This window comes from Streptomyces sp. NPDC042336 (assembly GCF_055581985.1).
In genome coordinates, this window is the sequence record NZ_JBVJEA010000001.1 from 302,810 (window position 1) to 322,688 (window position 19,879).

Sequence of the window (19,879 nt, forward strand, 5' to 3'; positions counted from 1 at the left end):
GCTCCTTCGATCGCTTCGGGGTGGGTCCACCCCGGCCCACATGGAGCGGCAACTCCGGGCCGGGGCTTTGTTGTTGGACACGAGACCGAGGAGCGGCCTCGCCAGCACAAGCTAAACCCTAGGGTTGATGAACGCAACCCTAGGGTTTAGCTTGGTGGCGATGTCGCGCTCTCACCGCAGGAAGGAGCGCGGGTGGCAGACGAGCTGGAGGAGGTGCAGCGCCTGGTGGAAACCATCGAGGCGTTCGAGGCCATCGAGGACGACGAGGCGTGCGCCGTGGCCGTGTCGCAGGCGCTGGCTCAGTGGCCGGACCACCACTCACGTCTGCGTGAGCTGCGGCAGCGCCGCGTCCAGGCGCTCAAGGAACAGGGCAGGACATGGGCCGAGATCGGCCAGCTCCTCGGCGGGGTGACCCCGGCCCGGGCGCAGCAGATCGGCGCCGGCCTCAGCGGCGCGTCACGGAAGAAGCGACAGCAGACCGGGGAGTAGCCCAACGTGCGATGGCCCCAGCGTCGGGTGACGCTGGGGCCATGACGTCTGCCACGCCCGTGATCGTGTACCCGCCGAGTGAGACGGGCGGCCGGCGTGTCCGCGTGGATGGGCAGATCCTCGGCACCGCGTACTCGCTGCACGACCTGACGGTGTTCCTCCAGCACGCCGGGCTGGAGGGCTGGGACGACTTGGACGTGGCCGGGACCGACCTGATCGAGTGGCGCGGCGGTGGCCCTGAGGTGTGGACGCACTGAGCGTGAGCGAGCCGCCCGCCTTGCATCCCCCGTGGCGGGCGGCTCGAGCTGGTGGTCCAGAGATCGAGGTCGGCGGCGGTACAGAGTCCGGTCCAAGGAAGTAACCGCAGCCTGCGCACCTGGACACGGGCCACGGTAGCGGGCACGGCCGGTGGCGGCATCCGAGTATCAGCCGAGGCCGGACCGACGCTTCGAGCGCAGCGCGTCGAGCCGTACGGTCTCGAAGGCGCCGCTGCCGTGGCGCATGATCGTCACGGAGTCGGACGGGGACCGAGACCGAGGTGGGCACGATGGTCACGATGTCCTGGTCGAGGAGGACCTGCGTTCCGGGTGACGGCCGGTCGTGGATGCGGGCGGCCTCGTCCGCTGCGCGCACCGCCTTGTTGAGGAGCTCCTCGGCCTGCTCCTTGGTGATGGGTTCGCCGTCGAGGTAGTAGCTGCCGAGGCCGCCTATCCACTTTGGGGTGTGGTCGACGTAGGTGCCGGGGGTGATCTTCTCGTGGCACAGGCGGCACTCGTACCAGGAGTCCGTGTGTTCGTCGCGGCAGTCCTCGCACCAGTAGGGCTCGCCGGTGACGGTGACCAGGGTGGGGTAGCGGTCGGGGCCGTCGGCGTAGGCGTGTTCGTGGCCACGGCTGTCGGTCGTTCTCCAGGAGGGGTCGGGCTGCGGGAGGTTACTGGTGATCCACTGGCCGTCGTTCTCGAAGACCAGTACGCCCTCGGGCAGGTAGGTGGACATGGTGTTCAACGCTGGGCTCCTTCTCCGGCGTGGGGCTGGCAGTAGTGGACGCGGCGGACGAGCAGGCCGGACCAGGTGCGGATCTCCTCGGTGTCGCCATCGCAGTTCTTCGTCAGGCACACGGTGAAGTTCGAGCGCATCGGGCGTTCTTCGACCAGGCCGAGCTCCCGCTCGAGGCGGTGGATGCGTGCGTAGTCCGGGCGTGGCGTCGGTGCCGGGCGGCTCCGGGAGGGGATGAGCAGGGCCCAGAGGGATGGCCGGCGGTTCACGGCTGTGCTCCCTCGAGGACGGCGGGTGCGCAGTAGTGGACGCGGTGGGTGTGGCGGCCGGCGGGGATCTCGTGGGTCTGGCCGGTGCAGTTCTTGGTGAGGCAGATGGCGCCGTGCTGGGCGACGTCGAGGCGTGCGGCGAGGGCGAGTTCCTCGCGGGTGTACATGGCCTTGCACTGGTCGTCGGTGCACTCGATGTACAGCTGGTGGTCGGTGGCGACGAGGGTGAGATCGTCGCAGCGGGGGCAGGGCTGGGGGACGGGCCGGCGCTGGGGGCGGAGGCGGGTGGTGGCGCGGATGGTGCGCATGAGGTGGTGGAGTTCGTCGCGCATGTCGCCGGCCCAGGGCTGGCGGGCGGTCCAGTCGAGCACGTGGGGGTGGGCGAGCCAGGCGGCGAGGGCGGCCGGGGTGAGGGCGGGCGGGTTGAGGCGGCGGGTGTCGCAGATGGTGCGGGCCCAGGGAATGAGGACGCCGAGGATGGGGACGGTGCCGTGCTGGTCGGCGGCAGCCTGGCCGTAGGGGTCTCGGCTGGTGTCGGTCCAGGCCGCGGGGCCCAACAGGTTGAGGACGTCGTCGCGGCCGGGGAGGGGCGCGGTGCGGTGGGCGGTGCGGCCGCCGGTGGAGGAGCCGGTGGTCTCCCGCTGGCGAGACGCCTCGAGGACGATGATCTGCCGGGGGAGTTCGACCTGCAGCCAGACGCCGATGAGGTGGACGCACGGGTCGCAGAGCAGTTGGCCAGTGGTCTGTTCGTGGTCTCGGAGACTGCGGGTGCAGGTGGCGGCGGCGCAGGGCGGGGCCGTGTGGGTGGTCACCGGGTGTCTCCTTGCTGTGCTGGTGGTACGGATCGGAGGCCGGGCCGCTCGCGGTGGTAGAGCGGCCCGGCCCCGGGACGGGGTTACTGCCGGGCCGGCGGTTCGATGGGTGGCCGTACGGGCTGGGGGACGGTGAGGCGGCCGTAGCCGTCGGCGACGCCGGCGACCTCGAGGAGGTACTGCACCGCTTGGAACTGGCGGCGGGCGACGGGCTCCCACAGGCCGAGGTCGTCGGCCAGGCGCAGCAGTCGCTGGTCCAGGTCGGCCGAGTGGGCGGCGGTGAGCGCGTCGAACAGGGCGCTCAGGTCGCCGGTGAGCGAGGCCTCGACGGTGGTGGTGCACTCGGCGGTGTCGCCGTGCTGGCACGGCATCGTGACGACGGGCACCTCGGCCGGGCCGGGCTCCACGTACACGGTGTTGGTGAGGGGGTCGATGTAGCCGGAGGGCTCCCACTCGGTGGCACCGGCGGGCAGGACCCACGCCGTCCGAGCCCCATCGAACAGCGTCACGGACGGGGCGGCTCGGTACGCCTTGTAGTACAGGTCCTTGACGGCCTGGCGGTACGCCTCGTCGGCCCCGCGCGCCCATTCCGGCAGGGCCTCCTCGTGGCCGGTCACTCGTCCACCGCCTGCGGGTTGCTGGCCTGCGACTCCGTGGCGGGGCGGACGACGTCGGGCGTGGTGGTGTCGGAGTCGCCCACCTGGTGGGCGCCCTCGCAGCGGCCGGTGTAGGTGTGGGCCTCGGCGCAGGCCGGCCCGCACCGACGGCGGGCGAGGAGCCGGGTGTGCTGGCGGATGCGCGCGTACTTGTCCTCGGTGCTGTGCCCGTCCCAGTGGGCGCGGGGGTCGTCCGCGGACACGTACTCGACGTCGTCGAACAGGCTGGCGTCGCGGGGGCTGATGTGCCAGCTGGCCTGGCGGCCGCCGATGGTGAGGTAGACGATCTGCCAGCCCGGCTCCGCGACGTCGACGGCGGGGGCGATGACCGCGCCGTCGGTCATCGCGGCCAGGAGCGCGACGAGGTGCGCCCGCTCGCCGTACGCACCGTCCCGCTCCCGCTCCGCCTTGTGCCGCGCCTCGCCGACCGCCTTCAGTTCCCGCTCGCGCTGCTCGGCGATCGCCTGCCAGTCGACAGGCGCGCCCTGCTCGGCGGGCGGGACGATCGCGTTGTGCAGCTCGGCGAGCCGCCTGTCCCACCAGCGGGCGAGGCTCGCGCCGAGCGGCGGAGGCCCGGCCTTCACCCACCGCTCGTGCAGGGTGATGACGCGGGTGACGGTGTCCTCAGCGGCCCGGTGCAGGGCGGAAAGGACGCGGGCGGTGGTCTCCAGCTCGGTCGCTTCGGTCGCTGCCGGGGCGCCGTCCACACGCTCGTACGTCGCGGCGAAGATGTCCGGCTTGCAGGGGTAGAACTCGCCCTGTACTCCGGTGATGATCCAGTCGCCGGGGCAGACGGTGTGCCCGCCCTCAAGCGTGTCGATCCAACCGTGTCGGTGCCAGGTGTAGCCGCACAAACCGTGGGTGCTCTTCCCCGCGTACTCGGGCTCGGGGCGGCGGAAGTACCGCACTATGGCGCCTTCGCTGTGGGCGGGGCCGTCCTGCGGGTGGTCGCCGTTCTGGTGCCACTGCGTGGCTTCGACCTCGACGGGGCGCTTGCGGTAGCGGGTGCTGGTCACTTGGTGTGGTCCTTTCGGTTGAGGTCGGTTTCGTTGGCGGGGGTGCCGTAGCCGGGCGGGATACCGAGGGCGTGGCAGCAGGGGGTGCAGCGGCGGCGGCCGAGGCGGGAGAAGAGGCCGGGCATCCACCAGCGGCGGCGCATCCCGCACGCCGCCCGGGCGAGGGTGAGCCGGGCGGCGTCGATCGCGGCGCGCATCTGGTCGGGGGTGGCGGCCGCGCTGGGGATGGCGTGGAGGCGGCGCTGCTTCCCGGAGACCAGCCACCAGTGGCCGGCGTTCTCGGGGATGGGGTGAGCTGTCATGCGCCGCACCGCTTGCAGGGCTTGTGCTCGAGGTCCTGGCAGACGACGCACGTGGTGGCTTCGTCCTGGTCGAGCCAGTCGTGGCCGGTGGCGTTGGTGCCGCACAGCGCTGTGTCTGGGTCGCAGATGCAGACCACGTGTACGAGGTCGTCTTGCCCCTGGTCGGTGTTGGCCGGGGCGGGGGTGAGAGATGTGGTCATGAGGCGTCCCGGTACTCGGCTTCGATCTGGGCGAGGAACCGGTCGAGGCTGTGGTCGCTGGTGCAGTTGCGGTCGTGGGCCTGGCCGCGCGAGGCGCGCGAGAGGAGACAGCACGGGTGCAGCGGGGCCGGGTGCTCGCCGAGGGCGCGGCGTCTGGCCCACTCGGCCTCAAGACGACGCCGACGGAGGCGGCGGTGTTCGCGGAGGGCGGCCTCGGTGAGGACCAGGACGCCGACCGCGAACCCGATGGCGGGTATGGGGAGGCCGCGGGCGAGGGCTGTCAGGGTGGCGGCGGTGAGGAGGACTGCGCCGGCGGACGCGGCGTACAGGTAGCGGCGAGGACTGGGCACGAGCTGCTCCTGGCGGTGGAGAGGGCGCCCTGCCCGGCCGGGGCCGGGCAGGGCAGCGGAGTGGGCGGGGGCGGTCACGCGGCTTCCTCGTAGTCGTCGCGGGCCGGGCGGCGCCGGCGGATCTGCCGCCACACCAGGGCGCCGGTCCACCAGACGGCGGCGATGACGCCGAGCACGATGAGGGTGAAGAGGGCGGAGAGCACGGCGACCCAGGCGAGGAGCGCCCAGCCGAGGACGAGGATCGTTTCGAGAGCTTCGGCCATCACGACGGCTGCGCCCCGTCCTGCCGCTCGTCGTCCTGGTCGAGCTCGGCGAGGCGGGTGGCCTGCTGCTCGGGGGTGAGTGCGGCCCAGGCAGCGCGGTGGCGTTCACGGAGGCCGGGCCGGTCCGCCCCGTCCTGCCGGGCCCCGGCGGGGGGCTCGGTGAGCGCGGCCTCGACCCGCAGCCCGGTCGTGGCGTAGAGGCCGGGCAGCGCGGCCCGGATCTGGCGGACGGCCGCGAGGTGGCGGTGCGCGCGGTACTCCTCGGGCGTCATGCCGAGCCGGGCGGCCTCGTCGGTGGTGGTCTCGGCGGCTGGTGTCTCGTCGGCCACACGGCGCAGCCAGTCGGCGGTCTGCTGGCGGCCCATCGGTGAGACGAACGGCAGGTCCGCGTCCGGCAGTGCGTCGGCGGCTTCGCGGAGGACGGCGGCCCGGTCGGCGCGCAGCCGCTCCACCTCTGCCTCGGCCTGCTCGACCCGCTCGAAGTGCTTCAGGTGGCGGACGCTGCCGAGGATGTCCTTGCCGGACGCGAGGCCGATGGCGCGGAGGCTGGAGTGCGGAATGTACGTGCCCCGCTCGCTGACCTCCCACTGACCGACGGCCCGCCGGTACGCGGCGAGTTCGGACTCCAGCTGCTGCTTCTCCCGGTTGAGACGCTGGTTCGTGGCCCGCGCGGTCTCCAAGTCGGCGGTCTGGTCGGTGGTCGCGGGCAGCACGGCCAGCACCGCGTCGGCTGCGCGCTTGGCGTTCAGCTCGTCGCCGTCCCAGTCGGTCAGCGGCCACAGCACCTCGGCGATGCGGTCGAGGAGCGGGGTCTGGTCGGCGGGCGGCGCCTCGGACATGAGCGCGGTGAGGATCAGCCCTCGGTACTCCAGGGCGGCGCGCCCGACGACGGCCTCGGTCTCCAGCACGGTGCGGACTCGGTTCAGGGTGGCGCGGGCGGCGAGGTAGGCGCGGAAGCTGTCGACGGCCTGGCGGTCGCCGTCGGTCAGCTGGTGGTGCGGGTTGTTGCCGCAGGCGGGGCCGGTCACGGTGTGAGCTCCTCTTCCTCGAGCGGGAGTTGTCCGTCGGTGGTGGGCACGGGCTGGGCGAGGGCGGCGCGGATGTCGCGCGGGTTGGCGCGGATCGCCGCGCGCTGGGCGGGGGCGAGCTTGCGCCAGCAGCTCGATCCGATCCGTCGCTTCCGCGCGGCCGCGGACCGGATCGGCTTGTGGCACAGCGCGCACTCGGTCTCGGTGTCGGTCACGGCGCGCCGCCGTCCGTCTTCGGGTGGGCCGCCCGCCAGGCGTCGAGGACGCGCTTGGGGAGTTGGCCCACCGCCGGGCAGTCGACGTTGTTCTCGATGGCCCAGGCGCGGACGGTGCGGGTGTCGTAGTCCCGGACGTACGCGCCGGACTTGCGCTTCTTCTTCGGCGGGGCGAGCTCGGCCTCGCGGGCGGCGAGCACGGCGAGTTCTTTCTCCAGCTGCTCACGCTTGCTGGTGATGGCCGTCAGCTCCTGATCGGCGTCGTGCCGACGGCGCAAGCCGCCGAGGAGTACCCGGGCGCGGGCGGCCTGGTCCTGGACCTCGGGGTCGTCGTGGTCGTCGCCCCACTTGAGGAGCTTGCCGACGGGCAGCGGCTGCGATTCGGTGACGGCGATGGTGAGGGCGGGGCCGGCGTGGAGCTCGGGTGCGGTGGCCATGAGGGCTGGTCCTTCCTGGGAGTCGGGGTGAGTGAGGCGCCAGGCGCGGGCTGCTTCCGGGCCGCCTTGCAGGTCGATCTCCTCGAGGAGGTCGAGCAGCGCGCGGATCGTCATCCAGACCGGCCCTGTCCCCACAGCGGCGGCTGGCTGGTCGGCCGGCGCCGCGCGGGCCGGCGCATCGGCACGGCCGGCGGCGACGGACGGGCAGCCGCGTTGCCGGTGCAGGAGGTCCAGTGGGCGACGGCCTTCCACTCGATGTGCTCCGGCTCCGGCCGGTCCGGCGTCAGCTCGCGCACGACCAGGCCGCCGAGCCCAGTGGTGTGGGCGGCCAGCCCACCCACCGGCGACGGCAGGGCGTTAAGCGGCGTGCGCTGCCCGGGCTGCGGCCCGGACGCCCAGCGGATCGGGGCGCCGCACCGGTTGCAGGTGGTGACGCCGCGGCGGGGGTGCGGGGTAGTGGGCATCAGGTGTCCTCTCCGCGAGGGCGGCCGTGCAGGAGCGGCAGCGTCCTGAGGTGGCCGTAGAGGTGGAGCGCGACGGCCTCGCCGTGTGTGGCGACGGCGGCGAGGATCTCCTCGTCCGATGCTGCATCGCGCTGGCGATAGGTCTTCTTCGGCGGCAGCACCGTGGGCCCGGACGGCCGCGCGCTGGCGGGCTGCTGGCGGTCGGCGGCCGCGGCCTGCAGGCGCTCCGTACGGAGCTGGGTCAGGCGGGCCTCGAGGTCGCGGGCGTACCGCCACCAGGCGGCGGTCGCCTCCTGCTGGCGGGCGCAGGTGCGGCAGGCTGCGCCGGCCTCGTGGTCGTCGGGGTCCGCACCCCAGATGACGCCGTCCTCGCAGCGCGGGTCGTCGCAATCGCCGGGGACGATGCCGACGGCGAGGAGCCAGGCGCCCATGTCGCGGATGTCGCCGGGCGAGACGCTCCGGTAGCGGGCCTGGATCCGGGCTGCCATCCGCTCGGGGCTGATGCCGGTGTCGAGTTGGCGGCCGATCTCCCGGGCGACCCTGCGGAGCACGAAGCGCCGGACGTCGTCGAGTTCGTGGCGTACGGGGGCGAGAGCCTCGTGGATGCGCTTCGTCCAGCGCAGCTCCGGGCCCGAGTAGGCGCCGGGGCGGTCGGGGTTGCGGCTGTTGGTGGCCGGGAGCGGGGGGCGGTTGCCGCGCGGAGCGCGAGTCTCGCCCGACCGGAAGGTGTCTGGCACCGGCGGGTTGTCCACAGGGGCGGCGGCCCACTTACGGTCACCTCGCCTACGGCGGGCACCCCCACCCAGCTCCGTCTCTTCAAGGTCGGTCAGTCCAAGGTGATCTTCCTTAGACGCGAGGGATCCGTCATGATCGCTCGGACCGGATCCGTCATGAATGACCGGTGACTCGGCATCCCACAGCGGCAGCTGCTCCGGGCCCTCGTCCTCGACGACCGGGTCGGCGGCGGGCGCCGGACGGAGCGGGGACCGGTTGGTCTCGTAGGCGTGACGGCCCTGCCCGCCCTCGCGGCGGCGGACGGTCAGCCAGCCGGTGCCCTCGAGCTCGTCGACCAGGCGGCGGGCGGACATCTCCGTGAGGTGCTGGCCGGCCTTCGCACCGCTGTGGTGGTGGAGCATCTCGCCGAGCTCCGTCGTGGTGACCGGGATACGGCGAGCGGTGGCGTAGGTGAGGAGCGCGTACGTGCGCAGCAGCCGCGGGCTGAGCGTCTCGGCGGCGCGGACAGGTATCCGCACCCACAGCTCGCCATCGCCGAGCGGGCGGACGGTGCGGTGCGCGGACTCGCCAGTGCCGCCCGACGCCGTACGCCGCGTGGTGGGCACCTCCACGATCCCGTCGACTGGGTCGGGGTTGCGCAGGAGTTTGAGGCCGCGCTCGACCGCGCTCTTCGACACGCCGAGGTAGGTGGCGAGGGTGGTGACGCGGGCGGTGCAGCCCTCCGGGCGGAGGGACAAGGCTGCGATCTTGACGTAGACAGCCAGGGCAGCGTCGCTGTACTGGCTGCCTGCGACCAGGCGCAGAGGGACCTTCACCGTCAGTCCGCCGGCACGCGGCCGCGCACCCTCGACCGCGCGGGGCGGCGGGGTGTGCGGTGCAGCCTCGGCGGCTGCGAGCGCGACGGCGGACATCGGATTCCTTCGGTGTCGGGGTGGGTCAGGCGGTGGCGGGCGGGGTGGTGCTGCCGCAGGTGTGCTCGCGGCCCTGGGTGCGGTAGCCCGCCTCGCAGCAGGCCTCGGCCGCGGCACGTCGCTCGGCCTTGCCGTGGGCGATTTGCTGGGCGGCCAGCTCCCGGGACTTCTGGATGGCGGCCAGGAAGTTGTCGCCCGCCTCGGCGCCCATCGCCTCGTCGATGAAGGCGACGACGGCGCCGAAGAGACTGGGCGCGGCGCACATCGGCATGAGGATCTCGATGTCGTCGCTCCGCCCGTCGCTCTGGCTGAAGAGGTGCAGCGAGACGGCGGGCTGACCGTGCTCGCAGGGGTGGCTGGGGCTGAGGCCAGCGCCGCCACCGGTGACGTTGAAGATGCGGCTGGGTTCGGTGTGCCTGAGGTGCATCAGGATCCTTCGCAGTGGTGGCATGCGCCGGGCGGATACGGGGGTCAGCGGTTGATGCAGGAGGGGTAGGCGGAGCCGCGGCGGCAGTCGTCGTAGACGTCGGCCGGGACCTCGAACTCGTGCTCGTCACCGGCCTTGTCGCGGGTGGTGAGCTCGTACTCCCAGTGGCAGTCGCGGCTGGACTTCTTCTTCGCGCCGGTGCCGGTCGTGACGGTGCGGCACTCCTGGTCCCGCTCCTTGGCGACCACCCGGCCGGCCGGGCCCTGCTCCTGGTCGGACGAGCAGGCAGCGGTCAGCAGCAGCGCCGTGGCGGCGAGGGCCGCGCCGAACGCGGCGAGGGGGCGCCGCATCACAGGACGCCGGCGGCGCGGGCGGCGGGCAGCCACTGGGCGAACTCGCCGGTGATCCCGTCGTACAGGGCGCTGTCGGGGATGCTCTTCGGCAGGGCGCCGGCGTGGAAGTAGGAGGCGTTGTCCACGACCCGGCCGGCGAGCGTGTCGAGGCGCTGCAGGAACGGCACCTCCCGGGGGCCGAAGCCGACGAACGCCCAGAACAGCGGGCGGTGGGCGTAGCGGCTGAGGAGCTGCGCGGCAACGCTGGCGTCCTGCGGTGCGCCGTCGGTCTGGAAGATGACCAGGGCCGGATCGTTGCTGGCGGCGCTGGCGTAGTGCTCGACGACGATCTGCATGGCGGCGGCGTAGTTGGTGCCGCCCATCGTGTGGTCCCCGCCGAACAGTTCGTGCTGCCGCGCCACGACGCCCTGGTACTCGGTCAGGTGGACGTCGACAACGGGGTAGGGGCGGGTGTCGAAGAAGACGAGGGGGACGACGCCGTCGTCGTCCACGTTGACGGACAGGCCGAGGGCCTGGTCGGCGAGGTGCTGCACGCTGCCGTCCGCGTAGTACTCGTGCATCGAGTACGAGCGGTCGACGACGAGGTACACGGCGGCCTGCTGACCGGCGATGCCGTGCTTGGCGAGGCTGACGGCGGCGGACTTGGCGAGGTTGACGAGGGCGGGTGCCTGGGCCTCGACCTTGCTGAGCGAGAGCACTGGTTCTCCTTGATCAGGTTGCGGGTTGGGGTGGGTGCCGGGCGGGCGCGGCGTGGTCAGCGCCCGCCCGGCAGCTCGTGGGGTGATCAGTTGGCGTGGGCCTTGCGGTTGCGGAGCTGGGCGAGGACCAGGGCCGGGATGAGGAGCTGGCCGACGACGCGGCCGGAGCGGGCGCCGCCGCGGGGCTTGCGCCGGTCGAGCCAGCCGCGCTCGGTGAGGACCTGCAGCTGAGCCCTGACCTGGCCGTCGGTGAGGCCGGTGGCGTAGGAGAGCTGGGCCACGGTCGGCTCGTAGGTGAGGCGGCCGTCCTTGTGGTCGGCGTAGCCGAGGAGGGTGAGCGCGAGGAGGCGGGAGTGCGGCTTCATGCGGCTGCTGCGCATGGCCTGCTGGTACAGCTGGCGCAGGACCTCGCCCGGCTTCAGCTTGCCCGGCGCGATGGACTCCGCCACCGTGGTCGGCTCCGGTGCCGGCACCGGCTTGGGCTCCGGCACCGGCGCGGGAGCCGGAGCGGGGGTGGGCTGCTTGGTGGCGGCCGGGCGGGGGAAGACGTCGCCGGGGGTCGGGACGCTGCGGGGCTGGGCCGGTGCGGTCATCGGGTCTCGTCCTGCCTGTGCTCGGTGCTGGTGGGGGCAGCAGCCTCGGGATCGGTGCCGTGTGGGGGACGGCGGTGGGCGGGCCAGCCCTCGCCCGGTGGGGGCTCGGGCCGACCGGCCATGGCGTTCGGGGTGTGCAGCACGCAGCGCCAGCCGCACGGGTAGAGGTGGGATTCGGTGTCGTGCTCGTCGGCACGGACCCCGCACACCCCGGCGACGCCGGGAACGCGTGGTGCGTCGGCGGTCACTCGCGCGCGTCCCACTCGGCGCAGGCGGCCTCGAGCTGGTCGGCGTTCTCCCAGGAGCCGCCGATGATCCCGCCGGTCCAGCCGCGCCACTGACCGACGTTGAAGAAGTCGCCCGGCAGGATCTCGGAGGCGATGACCTTGCGGGTGGCGTCGACGACGGCGGCCGGGTCGGCGTACCCGTACACCGGCAGGTCCGTGGGGTACTCGCAGGAGCCGTCGTCCTTGAGCTCGGCGAACTTCCAGACCGGGCCGCGGTCCGGCTCACCGTCGTCGGCCTCGCGACCGGTGTGCCACTCCCAGATCAGCAGCAGCCCGGGCCGCTCGTCCTGCAGGCCGACGCTCACCATGTCCAGCTCGATGACGGCGTTGAGGTAGCAGTACGTGCCGCGGGTCTCGCAGTCGTCGGTGCGGCCGTCCTTCACCTCGAGGCCGGCCTTGTCGAGGGACTCGGAGACGGCGGTGATGTAGTCGTCGTGGGGCAGGGTGCGCGGCGTCATGACGCTCCGTCCGGTGTCGGTGGTGGGGCGGGCCCAGGCCCGGCCGTACTGGGTCTCGTGGCGGGCGGCGATCGCGCGGGCGGCGTCGGGGCCGCACCAGATCTCGCCCCGTTCGATCTGGCCGAGGACGCGGATCGTGTCGGGGGTCACCGGCTCGCCACCTCCGTGAGCTCCGTGCAGGTGTGGCGCTCCCACTTCGCGGCGAGCACGTCGACCGGCGTGGACTGGGTGACGGTGCCGAGGCGGCGGCCGCACTGGCACGAGCCGTGGAACTCGCAGTCCCCGTACTCGACGACCAGGGCGTGACCGCCCGCCAACGTCTCCCGGAACTCCGTGTCCGCCGGATCGGTGCGGGGCTCGCGGTGCGCGCGGGCCAGGAGCTCGGCGGCGGCCGCCGCGTTGTAGCCGGCCGACTCGAGGACCGCGAGGATCTCCGCGCGAGCAGTGGCGCCGCCCGCCGGCCGCTGGGCGCGGCCTCGGGTGTCCTTCTGCTCGCGCTCCTCGAGCCGGGCGTTGATGGCCTCGGCCAGCTGCGGCACGGTCGCCGTCCAGTCCGTCGTGGTACCGCCGGGCTCGAGGCCCTGGACCAGGCGCTCGCGCAGCTCGTGCGCGACAATCGGCCGGGTCAGGCGCGGGCGGCGCAGCACCGCGGCGATCGTGTCCGTACGGGAGATCACGCGGCCTCACCGCCCGGGCGGTCGATGCCGCGGACCTCGGCGAGGGCCCGGCCGATCGCGGAGCAGCGGCCGGGGCAGTACCAGCGGGCGGGCTCCCCGGTGCCGGGCACCTCGACGCGGGTCATGGCCGGCGCGGGGCGGGGCTGGTCGGCGGTGATCCCGCAGCCGTCGACCGTGCACGGCTCGACCACTGCAGTGTTCGCGGCCGCGCGCGGCCGGCCGACGAGACCCCCGTTGAACTCGAAGCGCGGAGAGCTCTTGCGGGGCTTGTTGGTCTTCGTCATCAGCGGTCACCGTCCTCGGCGACCGCCGCCTGCTCGTTGGCCACCTTGTCCGGGTCCAGCTGCCACTCGCCATCGCGGTAGACCGCGAAGCGCGTGAGGTGGTGCCAGTGGTGGTGGTGCTGCTGGTGGTGGTACATCGCCGGCGGGGTCTGGCTGAGCCAGCGGCGGATGATCTCCCACCCGATCTTCGTGACGAGCTCGCCCGCCATCTCGTCACCGAACGGCGCCGGGTTGAACTGAGCGGCGTGCCACAGCATCGCGAGGCGGTCGTCCGGCACACGGGCGAGGTTGGTGAGGTCGACGTCGATGCTGATCGTCACCTGGGTGGTGGGCTTGTTCGGCATCAGACGGTCACCACCACGGGGCGGTGCGGGAATCGGGCGGTGATGTCGAGGAACTCGGCCGCCTCCTCGACGGACGCGTACGCGTTGGAGGCGTGGCGCCAGCGGAGGGTGGAGATCTGGTGGGCGCCGTCGGGGTCGGGCTCGGCGCCGGCCATCCACACGCGGGCGCCGCTGCTGTCGCGGTAGCCGGTGATGATCCCGTACAGGGTGTCCGGGGTGAGGGCCGAGCCCTGCAGGGTGACGAGGTACTCGTGCGGGTCGGCGCCGGGGGCGGCGGGGCGGCCGGGCCATAGCCACACGCCGCCGCACTGGGTGGGGGCCTGGCCCCAACCCGTGTTCTGGGTGGTGGAGTAGACCTCGGTCAGGCCCTCGCCGCTGATGATGCGCACGGTGCCGCAGCCCCGGCAGACCATCCGCAGCTGCACCCGGCGGAAGCTGTCGGCGTGCTCGCAGTTCGGGTGGGCGCAGGTGTGGTGGTCGGTGCCGGTGGACTGGGGGCGGATGCCCTCGGTGCGCCGGATCTCGACGTCGTCCCAGCTGGGGTCGGTGCAGTCGACGGTGTGGGTGAGGGGTTCCCACCCCAGGTAGGTCTCGGTGATCAGGTCCATGCGGTCCTCTTGCTGAGGGAGACGGATGCGGCGGTGAGGAGGCGGACTTCGTCCAGGGCGGGCGGGCCGGCGTGCCGGGCGGTCGACGGCGGGAACGAGGGGCGAGGCGGGGCGGCCGCCGTGGCCGGGCCCGGGGCGGGCTCGGCCGACGGGCGGACGGCGGGGCCCGGGTCGCTGCGGTCAGCGGCGACCTTGACCAGGACGGCGAGGACCGTCCAGGTGCCGGCCGCCATGCCGCCGGAGCGCAGCCACTCGACGGCGAACGTGGTGCCGCTCATGCCGGGGCCTCGTCGGTCTCGGCGAGCAGGCCCATGAGCCGGGCCGCGCCCTCGTCGACCATGAGGGTCGGCACGCCCTCGCCGCACAGCGCGACGGCGACGTCGCCGACCACGCCCATGGCGAAGACCGCGTCGTCCTGGCGCGTGACCGCGTCGGGGTGGACGCCGAGCTTGTCGATCCACCACCGCCACGCGTTCAGGGACTGCGGCCGCACCGTCAGGCCCAGATACGTGGCGGAGGCGACGTCGGTCGCGATGACGTCGGGCTGCCGCCCGCGGAGCTCGGCAGCGAGTAACGCCGCCGGAGACTCCAGGTCGACCTCGGTACCGATGCGTGCGGTGCACCCGGCATAGGTGGTGGTGTGCACGCCGGCCTGCGCGTCGAGGTCGGTACGGACGACGCCGTAGGCGACGGGCACCGTCTCCGCGTGCGCCTCCATCTCTTCGGCGACGATCGCCTTGACGGCGGGGGCGAGCTCGACGGCCAGGCGCTCGAGCTGCTCGCCGGTCAGCGGCAGGTCCAGCATCTGGGTGGCGAGCTCGAGGCGGAAGCGCAGCCGGTGCTGCACCCCCCGGCTCATGCGCGGGTCTCCGTGACCGGGGCGAAGACCATGGCGGCGAGCTGCTGTGGGGTGGCGCAGGCGCTGCACAGGTCGACCTGCTGCTCGTTGGGGACCCAGTAGCAGCCACTGGCACAGGCCCTGTCCTCGGTGCAGCCGCACTTGACGCAGCGCGCCTCGTCGTCCTGGTCGGCGGCCGGGGTCGGCGCGGCCGCGGTCTTCATGGCGGCGAGCGGAACAACCGGGGTGATGGCCGGGACGACGGCGGCGGCGGGGTCGGCGCTGACGGTGGGCATCGGCTGCGTCACCTCGCCCGGAGCCTCGGCGCTCTCCTCGGCCGACGCCGGGGTGGCGGATGGCAGGAGAGCGTCGGCGTCCTCGGTGTTCGTCAGCGCGCGGGCGAGGACCTCGACACCGTCGACGATGGTCTTCGTCTCGATCCAGACGGTGCCTCCCCACCAGCCGGTCCGCTCGTCCTCACGGAGGACCTCGGAGTTGAGCAGGGTGGCGGCCGCGAGGACACCGCGGCCGGCGTCGAGGCCGGTGCCGAAGTGCAGGCGGACGGCGAAGGCCTCGGCGGTGAGGTAGCGGTGGATGTCGACGGAAGTCGGCAAGACCTGAACCCTGGTGACCAGGCGGTCGGCGAGGGCGCGGGCCCGCTCGTAGGCGGCGCGGCCGGCGTCCTGCTCGGTGGTCTCAGCCGGTGTGGTCGTGGTGGGCTGGGTAGCCTGTTCCACGTGAGCCTCATTTCAGAGTGGTGATGTGAGGCGACGTCTCGAGCGGGGCCGTTCGGACCGGGCAAGGGTCTGGACGGCCCCGTTTGCGTGGGGTCAGGAGACGTTCGCGAGTGCCTTGCCGCGGCGCGGCAGGGGGCGCAGGGAGGCGAGCGGGTGGGGCGTCGCCGTGGTGCTGGGGGTACGCGCTGCCGCCAAGGGGCCGGTGTCCGGCTCGTGGTGGAAGATCGCGTCGATCCGCTCGAGGTCGGCGTCCGTGAAGTACACGACCCGGCCGAGCTTCGAGTGCGGCAGCTGCTTGATGTGCCGGCGCAGCCAGGACTCCTCCACGCCGAGGATCTCGGCGGCGTCCGGGTACCGGAGTCGGCGGGTCATACCGGCGCCTCGGTCTTCTCGTCCGGGACCTTGCGGCCGGTCTCGGCGAACAGGCACCCGACGTCCACGCCGATCACTCGGCATATCTCGCGGGCGACCGAGGCGGGCTGTGTCTTGGTCTTGCCGTTGAGCAGACCCTCGATCGTGCCGTGGGGGATGCCGACCGCGGAGGCCAGCGCACGACCGCTGATCTCGGAACCGTCACCCGTGCGGCTCATGAGGTCGCGCAGGGTGTGCGGCTTGAGCAGGCGATACCTGGGTTCACGCGTCACGTGCATACCTCTTGGGCAGTGCGTCCAGAATAGTTGGGCAGCACCAGAGTGGCACGGGATTGGGCGTGGTGTCCAGAATAATTGGACAGTCGGTCGTGATGGTTTTGGTCAAGGTCTCTGCCGGGGGTGGCGCACAGACCTATGAATCTTGGACACTGTGACCATGCGACGTGGGTGGTTGGTCGCTTGAGCAGTGCATATGCCAGCCACGTCACATGCGCCACATGGGCAACCCCCGGGCCTACGTGACCAGGAGACGAGATGATGACGGCCGACAAGGCTGCTGCCGAGGAGACAGGGCGGACCGACCTGTCGGACCTCCTGCGCGACCGCATGGCCGAGCTCGGCCTGTCCTACCGCAAGGCGGCCGACGCGACCGTCGACCCGCAGGCCCCGGAGGCCGGCCCCCTCTACAGGCGCGGCACCCTCGAGAACCTCCTGAAGAATCGCGTCGCCAGCGCACCCAGCGAGGCGCAGTGCCGCGCCCTCGCGGCGGCATTCCGGCTGCCCCTCGTCGCGATCCAGCGCGCCGTCGGCGCCCAGTACCAGGGCTACATCGCCGAGCACTGGAACCGCTCCGAGAAAGCGCGCGTCTGGATCGCCCGCATCGAGGAGATGGACGACGCCGACCTCGACCGGCTGACGCGCCTCGCCGACGTGGCCCTGGACGACAAGCCCGAGTAAGGCTCTGGCCAGGACTTATGGTTGCCTAACTCAGAGTTAGTAGGACTTTCGACTACTTCCTGTTCAACTCTGGTCACCCCGTAACCCATATGGCACAGTCAGTGATCCGCCTGGGAAGCGCTATCACTCACACAGGTCACTCATGCCCCACGCCATTGACGAGGGGGGCCAGGGCATGAGTGCGCGTTCATGCAAGGGGGCCAGGAGTCATGGCACTGGACAACTCGGGGGAGTCCACCAACCACAGCGCCGACCAGCAACCAGCGGCCGACTTCGACATGGAGTTCGTGCCCGACCTCCCAGACGGCCGAGCAGTCTTCCCGGCCGAGCGCGAAGGCAAGTTCGTGTGGCTCGTCGCCGAGGGAGCCATGACCGAACAGTGCTTCCGCGAGATGCGCACCTACCTGCTCCACATCGTCGGCAGCGGCACGTGGACCCAGAATTGGGGCGGAGGGGAACCGCAGCTCGTGTAGCCGGTGCAGAACCGTTCCGGCACAGCAGAGGGCCGCGCACCGCGCGGCCCTCGCTGCGTTCCTAGACCACCGTCCGCAACGTCCGCGGTGCCGGCGCCCCCATCGCCGCCTCGACCGCGGCCGCGATCTCCCCGTCCAGCGCCCGCACCAGGTGCCCGTACCGGTCCACCGTCGTCGTGATCGACTCGTGCCCGAGCCGCGCCTGGATCGCGGGCAGCGGAATGTTCTTCTCGATCAGCCACGCCACGTGCGTGTGCCGCAGATCATGCAGCCGCGGCCGCTTCGTCAGCCCCCGCTCGATCGCGGCCTTCACCGCCGGCTGCCACTTCCGGTGGAAGAAGTTGCTGTGCCGCCACGCCTTGCCCATCCCGCCCCGGAAGATGAAGTCCTCCGGCTGCCTGCCCCGCAGGTGCCGCCGCAGCATCTCCATCTGCCCCTCGGACAGGGCCAGGGTGCGCCGGCTCTTCCTCGTCTTCGGCGGGCCGAGCTCGAACGTGGAGCCGTCTCCCATGCGCTTCCACGCCCGCTGCACGTTGATCGTCCGTCGGGTCAAGTTCACGTCGCGCGCCTGCAGCGCGGACGCCTCGCCCCACCGCAGTCCGGTGCCGACGAGGAAGTCCGCCAGATCCGCCGCGTTCGGGTCGGCCTCGCGCATGCAGGCGCTGATCCGTGCGTACTCGTCGTGCTCGAGGAAGGTCATGTCCTCCTCGATGCCGTCGTCCCCCCGGGGGAGCTTCGTCTTCGAGCACGGGTTGTCCAGGCGCAGCTGCGGGGATGCCTCCACCGCGGCCTGGAAGACGCAGAACAGCAAGCCGTGCCGGTTCGCGATGCTCTTGCCGCTTGCCTCCTGGCGCAGCCACTTGCCCTCCGTCGTCGGGTCCGGCACGCCGTCCTCCTGCGTGCGGACCCAGGCCCGGATGTCGTCGGCCGTGACGTTGCACACGGTCGCGGGAACAGCGGCGCCCCCACCGGCGGGCATGTGCACGAGGCCGCCGAGGCGGACCTCCGTGCCGTCCTCCCGGCGGTAGAGGACGCCGGCGAAGTGCCGGTCGATGTCCCGCTTGTAGTCGGCCCGGGTCCGCTCCTCGATGCCAGTCAGTCCGTCGGCGTACCGGTGCGCCCAGGTGATCAGGTCGACGTCGTCGGGGTTGGTGTCCGGCTCGACGAAGCCGCGGCCCTTGACCCAGCCGTGCGGCCACCGGTTGCCGTGCGCCTCGACGAGTGCCCGGAACTGGCCGGCCTGTGTCTCGCCCTCGTCGCCGCCGAAGTTCTCGGTCTGCCACGACCCGTCCTGCCGCCACTTCACCTGAAAGGTGGTCTCGCCCGACTTCCTCGGGCGGGGAACGATGCTCGCCATGGAGGGAAGATACGGCCCGAATCGGGCGTCGGGGAGGGGGCGGTGTTCCCGATTGTTCCCAAGGAGGCACAACTAGATCAAGGGCTGACCTGTTTCTCCAGGTCAGCCCTTGATCATTCAGGGTGAGTGACGGGACTTGAACCCGCGGCATCCTGGACCACAACCAGGTGCTCTACCAGCTGAGCTACACCCACCAAGACCGGTGCTCGAAATCCCGCGTGGCGGGGTTTCCCGACCGGCTGAGAAAAAGTGTACAGGGTCCGAAGGGGTGCTCGCGCCCGGCTTTCCGGAGGCCGCCGCCCGGGGGCTCGCGCCCCTAACCGGCGACGACGTGCTTCGCGGCGATCGCCCTGGCCGTGTCGGAGTCGGGGCCGGGCTGCGGGACGAAGACCGCCTCCCGGTAGTAGCGCAGTTCGGCGATGGATTCGCGGATGTCGGCGAGCGCCCGGTGGTTGCCGTTCTTCTCGGGGCTGTTGAAGTACGCACGCGGGTACCAGCGGCGGGCCAGCTCCTTGATCGAGGAGACGTCGACGATCCGGTAGTGGAGGTAGGCCTCCAGCGTCGCCATGTCCCGCAGCAGGAAGCCGCGGTCGGTGCCGACGGAGTTGCCGCACAGGGGGGCCTTGCCCGGCTCCTTCACGTGCTCCCGCACATAGGCCAGCACCTGGGCCTCGGCGTCCGCGAGGGTCGTGCCGCCGTCCAGCTCGGCGAGCAGTCCGGACGCGGTGTGCATCTCGCGCACCACCTCCGGCATCGTCTCCAGGGCCCGCTCCGGCGGACGGATGACGATGTCGACGCCCTCGCCGAGGATGTTCAGCTCGGAGTCGGTGACGAGGGCGGCAACCTCGATGAGCGCGTCGTCGGACAGCGAGAGGCCGGTCATCTCGCAGTCGATCCACACCATGCGATCGTTCATGCGGCCACTGTACGGTGGGCGGCTGTTCATCGGGTCCCCGGCGTCCGTGCTGGGGCTGCTGGGGGCTGCCGCCCCCGGACCCCCGCTTCGGCCTGGACGGCCTCGTCCTCAAACGCCGGACGGGCTGAGTTGGTCTGCCCGGCGTCGGACAGGGCGCCCCGACGCGCGGGGATGGTGGGCCCGGCGTCGGAGGTGAACGCCCCGGCGGGCTGAGACGGTCTCCCTGGTGTCGGAGGTGAACGCCCCGGCGGGCTGAGACGGTCTCCCTGGTGTCGGACGGGAACGCCCCGACGGGCCGGGGCGGTCTGCCCGGTGGCGGGACGGGAACGCCGGACGGGGTGGTCTGCCCGTCCGGCGC

34 protein-coding genes and 1 tRNA gene are annotated in these 19,879 nt (G+C 72.3%); 4 read left to right on the top strand and 31 right to left on the bottom strand.

The window, feature by feature from the left end; translation table 11 throughout:
* Nucleotides 1-192: 192 nt before the first annotated feature.
* Together ACZ6IM_RS01480 and ACZ6IM_RS01485 are read left to right on the top strand one after the other, a co-directional pair.
* Complete coding sequence (locus ACZ6IM_RS01480; protein WP_469553733.1) at nt 193-489, top strand: hypothetical protein; 297 nt, start codon at nt 193-195, stop codon at nt 487-489.
* 41 nt (nt 490-530) lie between these two features.
* Entirely contained in the window at nt 531-746 is a 216-nt protein-coding gene (locus ACZ6IM_RS01485; RefSeq protein WP_469553735.1) for a hypothetical protein, read from the top strand.
* A gap of 744 nt (nt 747-1,490) precedes the next feature.
* Here ACZ6IM_RS01485 and ACZ6IM_RS01490 read toward each other — a convergent pair.
* From ACZ6IM_RS01490 to ACZ6IM_RS01625, 28 genes are all read right to left on the bottom strand, one after another.
* Entirely contained in the window at nt 1,491-1,754 is a 264-nt protein-coding gene (locus tag ACZ6IM_RS01490) for a hypothetical protein (RefSeq protein ID WP_469553736.1), read from the bottom strand.
* On the bottom strand, nt 1,751-2,566 hold the full coding sequence (locus tag ACZ6IM_RS01495; protein ID WP_469553738.1) for a hypothetical protein: 816 nt from the start codon (nt 2,564-2,566) through the stop codon (nt 1,751-1,753). Before ACZ6IM_RS01495 ends, ACZ6IM_RS01490 begins: the two co-directional genes overlap by 4 nt.
* Before the next feature lie 83 nt (nt 2,567-2,649).
* Nucleotides 2,650-3,183 carry a hypothetical protein gene (locus ACZ6IM_RS01500; protein ID WP_469553740.1) on the bottom strand — a complete coding sequence of 178 codons (534 nt, stop codon included), beginning with the start codon at nt 3,181-3,183 and terminating at the stop codon, nt 2,650-2,652.
* Nucleotides 3,180-4,238, bottom strand: coding sequence for a hypothetical protein (locus ACZ6IM_RS01505; protein ID WP_469553742.1), 1,059 nt, complete (start codon nt 4,236-4,238; stop codon nt 3,180-3,182). Before ACZ6IM_RS01505 ends, ACZ6IM_RS01500 begins: the two co-directional genes overlap by 4 nt.
* A complete protein-coding gene (locus ACZ6IM_RS01510) occupies nt 4,235-4,540 on the bottom strand; it encodes a hypothetical protein (RefSeq protein WP_469553743.1) in 306 nt (101 codons plus the stop codon). Before ACZ6IM_RS01510 ends, ACZ6IM_RS01505 begins: the two co-directional genes overlap by 4 nt.
* Nucleotides 4,537-4,740, bottom strand: coding sequence for a hypothetical protein (locus ACZ6IM_RS01515; protein ID WP_469553745.1), 204 nt, complete (start codon nt 4,738-4,740; stop codon nt 4,537-4,539). Before ACZ6IM_RS01515 ends, ACZ6IM_RS01510 begins: the two co-directional genes overlap by 4 nt.
* A complete protein-coding gene (locus ACZ6IM_RS01520; RefSeq protein ID WP_469553747.1) occupies nt 4,737-5,168 on the bottom strand; it encodes a hypothetical protein in 432 nt (143 codons plus the stop codon). Before ACZ6IM_RS01520 ends, ACZ6IM_RS01515 begins: the two co-directional genes overlap by 4 nt.
* Entirely contained in the window at nt 5,165-5,353 is a 189-nt protein-coding gene (locus tag ACZ6IM_RS01525; RefSeq protein ID WP_469553748.1) for a hypothetical protein, read from the bottom strand. The genes ACZ6IM_RS01520 and ACZ6IM_RS01525 overlap by 4 nt, the downstream gene beginning before the upstream one ends.
* Nucleotides 5,353-6,381, bottom strand: coding sequence for a hypothetical protein (locus tag ACZ6IM_RS01530; RefSeq protein ID WP_469553749.1), 1,029 nt, complete (start codon nt 6,379-6,381; stop codon nt 5,353-5,355). The genes ACZ6IM_RS01525 and ACZ6IM_RS01530 overlap by 1 nt, the downstream gene beginning before the upstream one ends.
* Nucleotides 6,378-6,596, bottom strand: coding sequence for a hypothetical protein (locus ACZ6IM_RS01535; protein WP_469553751.1), 219 nt, complete (start codon nt 6,594-6,596; stop codon nt 6,378-6,380). The genes ACZ6IM_RS01530 and ACZ6IM_RS01535 overlap by 4 nt, the downstream gene beginning before the upstream one ends.
* Complete coding sequence (locus ACZ6IM_RS01540) at nt 6,593-7,147, bottom strand: Lsr2 family DNA-binding protein (RefSeq protein ID WP_469553753.1); 555 nt, start codon at nt 7,145-7,147, stop codon at nt 6,593-6,595. The genes ACZ6IM_RS01535 and ACZ6IM_RS01540 overlap by 4 nt, the downstream gene beginning before the upstream one ends.
* The gene (locus ACZ6IM_RS01545; RefSeq protein ID WP_469553754.1) at nt 7,144-7,497 is read right to left on the bottom strand and encodes a hypothetical protein; all 354 of its coding nucleotides are present in this window, start codon (nt 7,495-7,497) and stop codon (nt 7,144-7,146) included. Before ACZ6IM_RS01545 ends, ACZ6IM_RS01540 begins: the two co-directional genes overlap by 4 nt.
* The gene (locus tag ACZ6IM_RS01550) at nt 7,497-9,143 is read right to left on the bottom strand and encodes a hypothetical protein (protein ID WP_469553756.1); all 1,647 of its coding nucleotides are present in this window, start codon (nt 9,141-9,143) and stop codon (nt 7,497-7,499) included. Before ACZ6IM_RS01550 ends, ACZ6IM_RS01545 begins: the two co-directional genes overlap by 1 nt.
* A gap of 25 nt (nt 9,144-9,168) precedes the next feature.
* A complete protein-coding gene (locus ACZ6IM_RS01555) occupies nt 9,169-9,570 on the bottom strand; it encodes a hypothetical protein (RefSeq protein ID WP_469553758.1) in 402 nt (133 codons plus the stop codon).
* A 44-nt stretch (nt 9,571-9,614) separates the two neighbouring features.
* Nucleotides 9,615-9,920, bottom strand: a complete 306-nt coding sequence (locus tag ACZ6IM_RS01560; RefSeq protein WP_469553760.1) for a hypothetical protein — start codon at nt 9,918-9,920, stop codon at nt 9,615-9,617.
* Nucleotides 9,920-10,621, bottom strand: coding sequence for a VWA domain-containing protein (locus ACZ6IM_RS01565; protein ID WP_469553761.1), 702 nt, complete (start codon nt 10,619-10,621; stop codon nt 9,920-9,922). Before ACZ6IM_RS01565 ends, ACZ6IM_RS01560 begins: the two co-directional genes overlap by 1 nt.
* Before the next feature lie 86 nt (nt 10,622-10,707).
* Complete coding sequence (locus tag ACZ6IM_RS01570; RefSeq protein ID WP_469553763.1) at nt 10,708-11,214, bottom strand: hypothetical protein; 507 nt, start codon at nt 11,212-11,214, stop codon at nt 10,708-10,710.
* On the bottom strand, nt 11,211-11,462 hold the full coding sequence (locus ACZ6IM_RS01575; RefSeq protein ID WP_469553765.1) for a hypothetical protein: 252 nt from the start codon (nt 11,460-11,462) through the stop codon (nt 11,211-11,213). Before ACZ6IM_RS01575 ends, ACZ6IM_RS01570 begins: the two co-directional genes overlap by 4 nt.
* Nucleotides 11,459-12,109 carry a hypothetical protein gene (locus tag ACZ6IM_RS01580; protein ID WP_469553766.1) on the bottom strand — a complete coding sequence of 217 codons (651 nt, stop codon included), beginning with the start codon at nt 12,107-12,109 and terminating at the stop codon, nt 11,459-11,461. Before ACZ6IM_RS01580 ends, ACZ6IM_RS01575 begins: the two co-directional genes overlap by 4 nt.
* Nucleotides 12,106-12,636: a hypothetical protein gene (locus ACZ6IM_RS01585; RefSeq protein WP_469553767.1), complete on the bottom strand. Its 531-nt coding sequence runs from the start codon at nt 12,634-12,636 to the stop codon at nt 12,106-12,108. The genes ACZ6IM_RS01580 and ACZ6IM_RS01585 overlap by 4 nt, the downstream gene beginning before the upstream one ends.
* Nucleotides 12,633-12,920: a hypothetical protein gene (locus ACZ6IM_RS01590; protein ID WP_469553769.1), complete on the bottom strand. Its 288-nt coding sequence runs from the start codon at nt 12,918-12,920 to the stop codon at nt 12,633-12,635. Before ACZ6IM_RS01590 ends, ACZ6IM_RS01585 begins: the two co-directional genes overlap by 4 nt.
* Nucleotides 12,920-13,264 carry a hypothetical protein gene (locus ACZ6IM_RS01595; protein ID WP_469553771.1) on the bottom strand — a complete coding sequence of 115 codons (345 nt, stop codon included), beginning with the start codon at nt 13,262-13,264 and terminating at the stop codon, nt 12,920-12,922. The genes ACZ6IM_RS01590 and ACZ6IM_RS01595 overlap by 1 nt, the downstream gene beginning before the upstream one ends.
* Nucleotides 13,264-13,872, bottom strand: coding sequence for a hypothetical protein (locus ACZ6IM_RS01600; protein WP_469553773.1), 609 nt, complete (start codon nt 13,870-13,872; stop codon nt 13,264-13,266). The genes ACZ6IM_RS01595 and ACZ6IM_RS01600 overlap by 1 nt, the downstream gene beginning before the upstream one ends.
* Nucleotides 13,863-14,150, bottom strand: a complete 288-nt coding sequence (locus ACZ6IM_RS01605) for a hypothetical protein (protein ID WP_469553774.1) — start codon at nt 14,148-14,150, stop codon at nt 13,863-13,865. The genes ACZ6IM_RS01600 and ACZ6IM_RS01605 overlap by 10 nt, the downstream gene beginning before the upstream one ends.
* Nucleotides 14,147-14,731 carry a hypothetical protein gene (locus ACZ6IM_RS01610; RefSeq protein WP_469553776.1) on the bottom strand — a complete coding sequence of 195 codons (585 nt, stop codon included), beginning with the start codon at nt 14,729-14,731 and terminating at the stop codon, nt 14,147-14,149. Before ACZ6IM_RS01610 ends, ACZ6IM_RS01605 begins: the two co-directional genes overlap by 4 nt.
* The gene (locus ACZ6IM_RS01615; protein ID WP_469553778.1) at nt 14,728-15,447 is read right to left on the bottom strand and encodes a hypothetical protein; all 720 of its coding nucleotides are present in this window, start codon (nt 15,445-15,447) and stop codon (nt 14,728-14,730) included. Before ACZ6IM_RS01615 ends, ACZ6IM_RS01610 begins: the two co-directional genes overlap by 4 nt.
* Nucleotides 15,448-15,540: 93 nt before the next feature.
* Entirely contained in the window at nt 15,541-15,819 is a 279-nt protein-coding gene (locus ACZ6IM_RS01620) for a helix-turn-helix domain-containing protein (protein WP_469553780.1), read from the bottom strand.
* Nucleotides 15,816-16,091 (bottom strand): helix-turn-helix domain-containing protein, encoded by a 276-nt coding sequence (locus ACZ6IM_RS01625; RefSeq protein ID WP_469553782.1) that lies wholly within the window; start codon nt 16,089-16,091, stop codon nt 15,816-15,818. Before ACZ6IM_RS01625 ends, ACZ6IM_RS01620 begins: the two co-directional genes overlap by 4 nt.
* 261 nt (nt 16,092-16,352) lie before the next feature.
* Between ACZ6IM_RS01625 and ACZ6IM_RS01630 the strand changes: the two genes are divergently transcribed.
* Nucleotides 16,353-16,775, top strand: coding sequence for a hypothetical protein (locus ACZ6IM_RS01630; RefSeq protein WP_469553783.1), 423 nt, complete (start codon nt 16,353-16,355; stop codon nt 16,773-16,775).
* 209 nt (nt 16,776-16,984) lie between these two features.
* The gene (locus tag ACZ6IM_RS01635) at nt 16,985-17,248 is read left to right on the top strand and encodes a hypothetical protein (RefSeq protein ID WP_469553785.1); all 264 of its coding nucleotides are present in this window, start codon (nt 16,985-16,987) and stop codon (nt 17,246-17,248) included.
* Between the two features lie 61 nt (nt 17,249-17,309).
* Here ACZ6IM_RS01635 and ACZ6IM_RS01640 read toward each other — a convergent pair whose 3' ends face one another.
* From ACZ6IM_RS01640 to orn, 3 genes are all read right to left on the bottom strand, one after another.
* A complete protein-coding gene (locus ACZ6IM_RS01640; RefSeq protein WP_469553787.1) occupies nt 17,310-18,605 on the bottom strand; it encodes a tyrosine-type recombinase/integrase in 1,296 nt (431 codons plus the stop codon).
* A gap of 121 nt (nt 18,606-18,726) precedes the next feature.
* A tRNA-His gene (locus ACZ6IM_RS01645) sits at nt 18,727-18,799 on the bottom strand.
* A gap of 122 nt (nt 18,800-18,921) precedes the next feature.
* Nucleotides 18,922-19,521, bottom strand: coding sequence for an oligoribonuclease (orn, locus tag ACZ6IM_RS01650; RefSeq protein WP_052838012.1), 600 nt, complete (start codon nt 19,519-19,521; stop codon nt 18,922-18,924).
* Between the last annotated feature and the right edge of the window lie 358 nt (nt 19,522-19,879).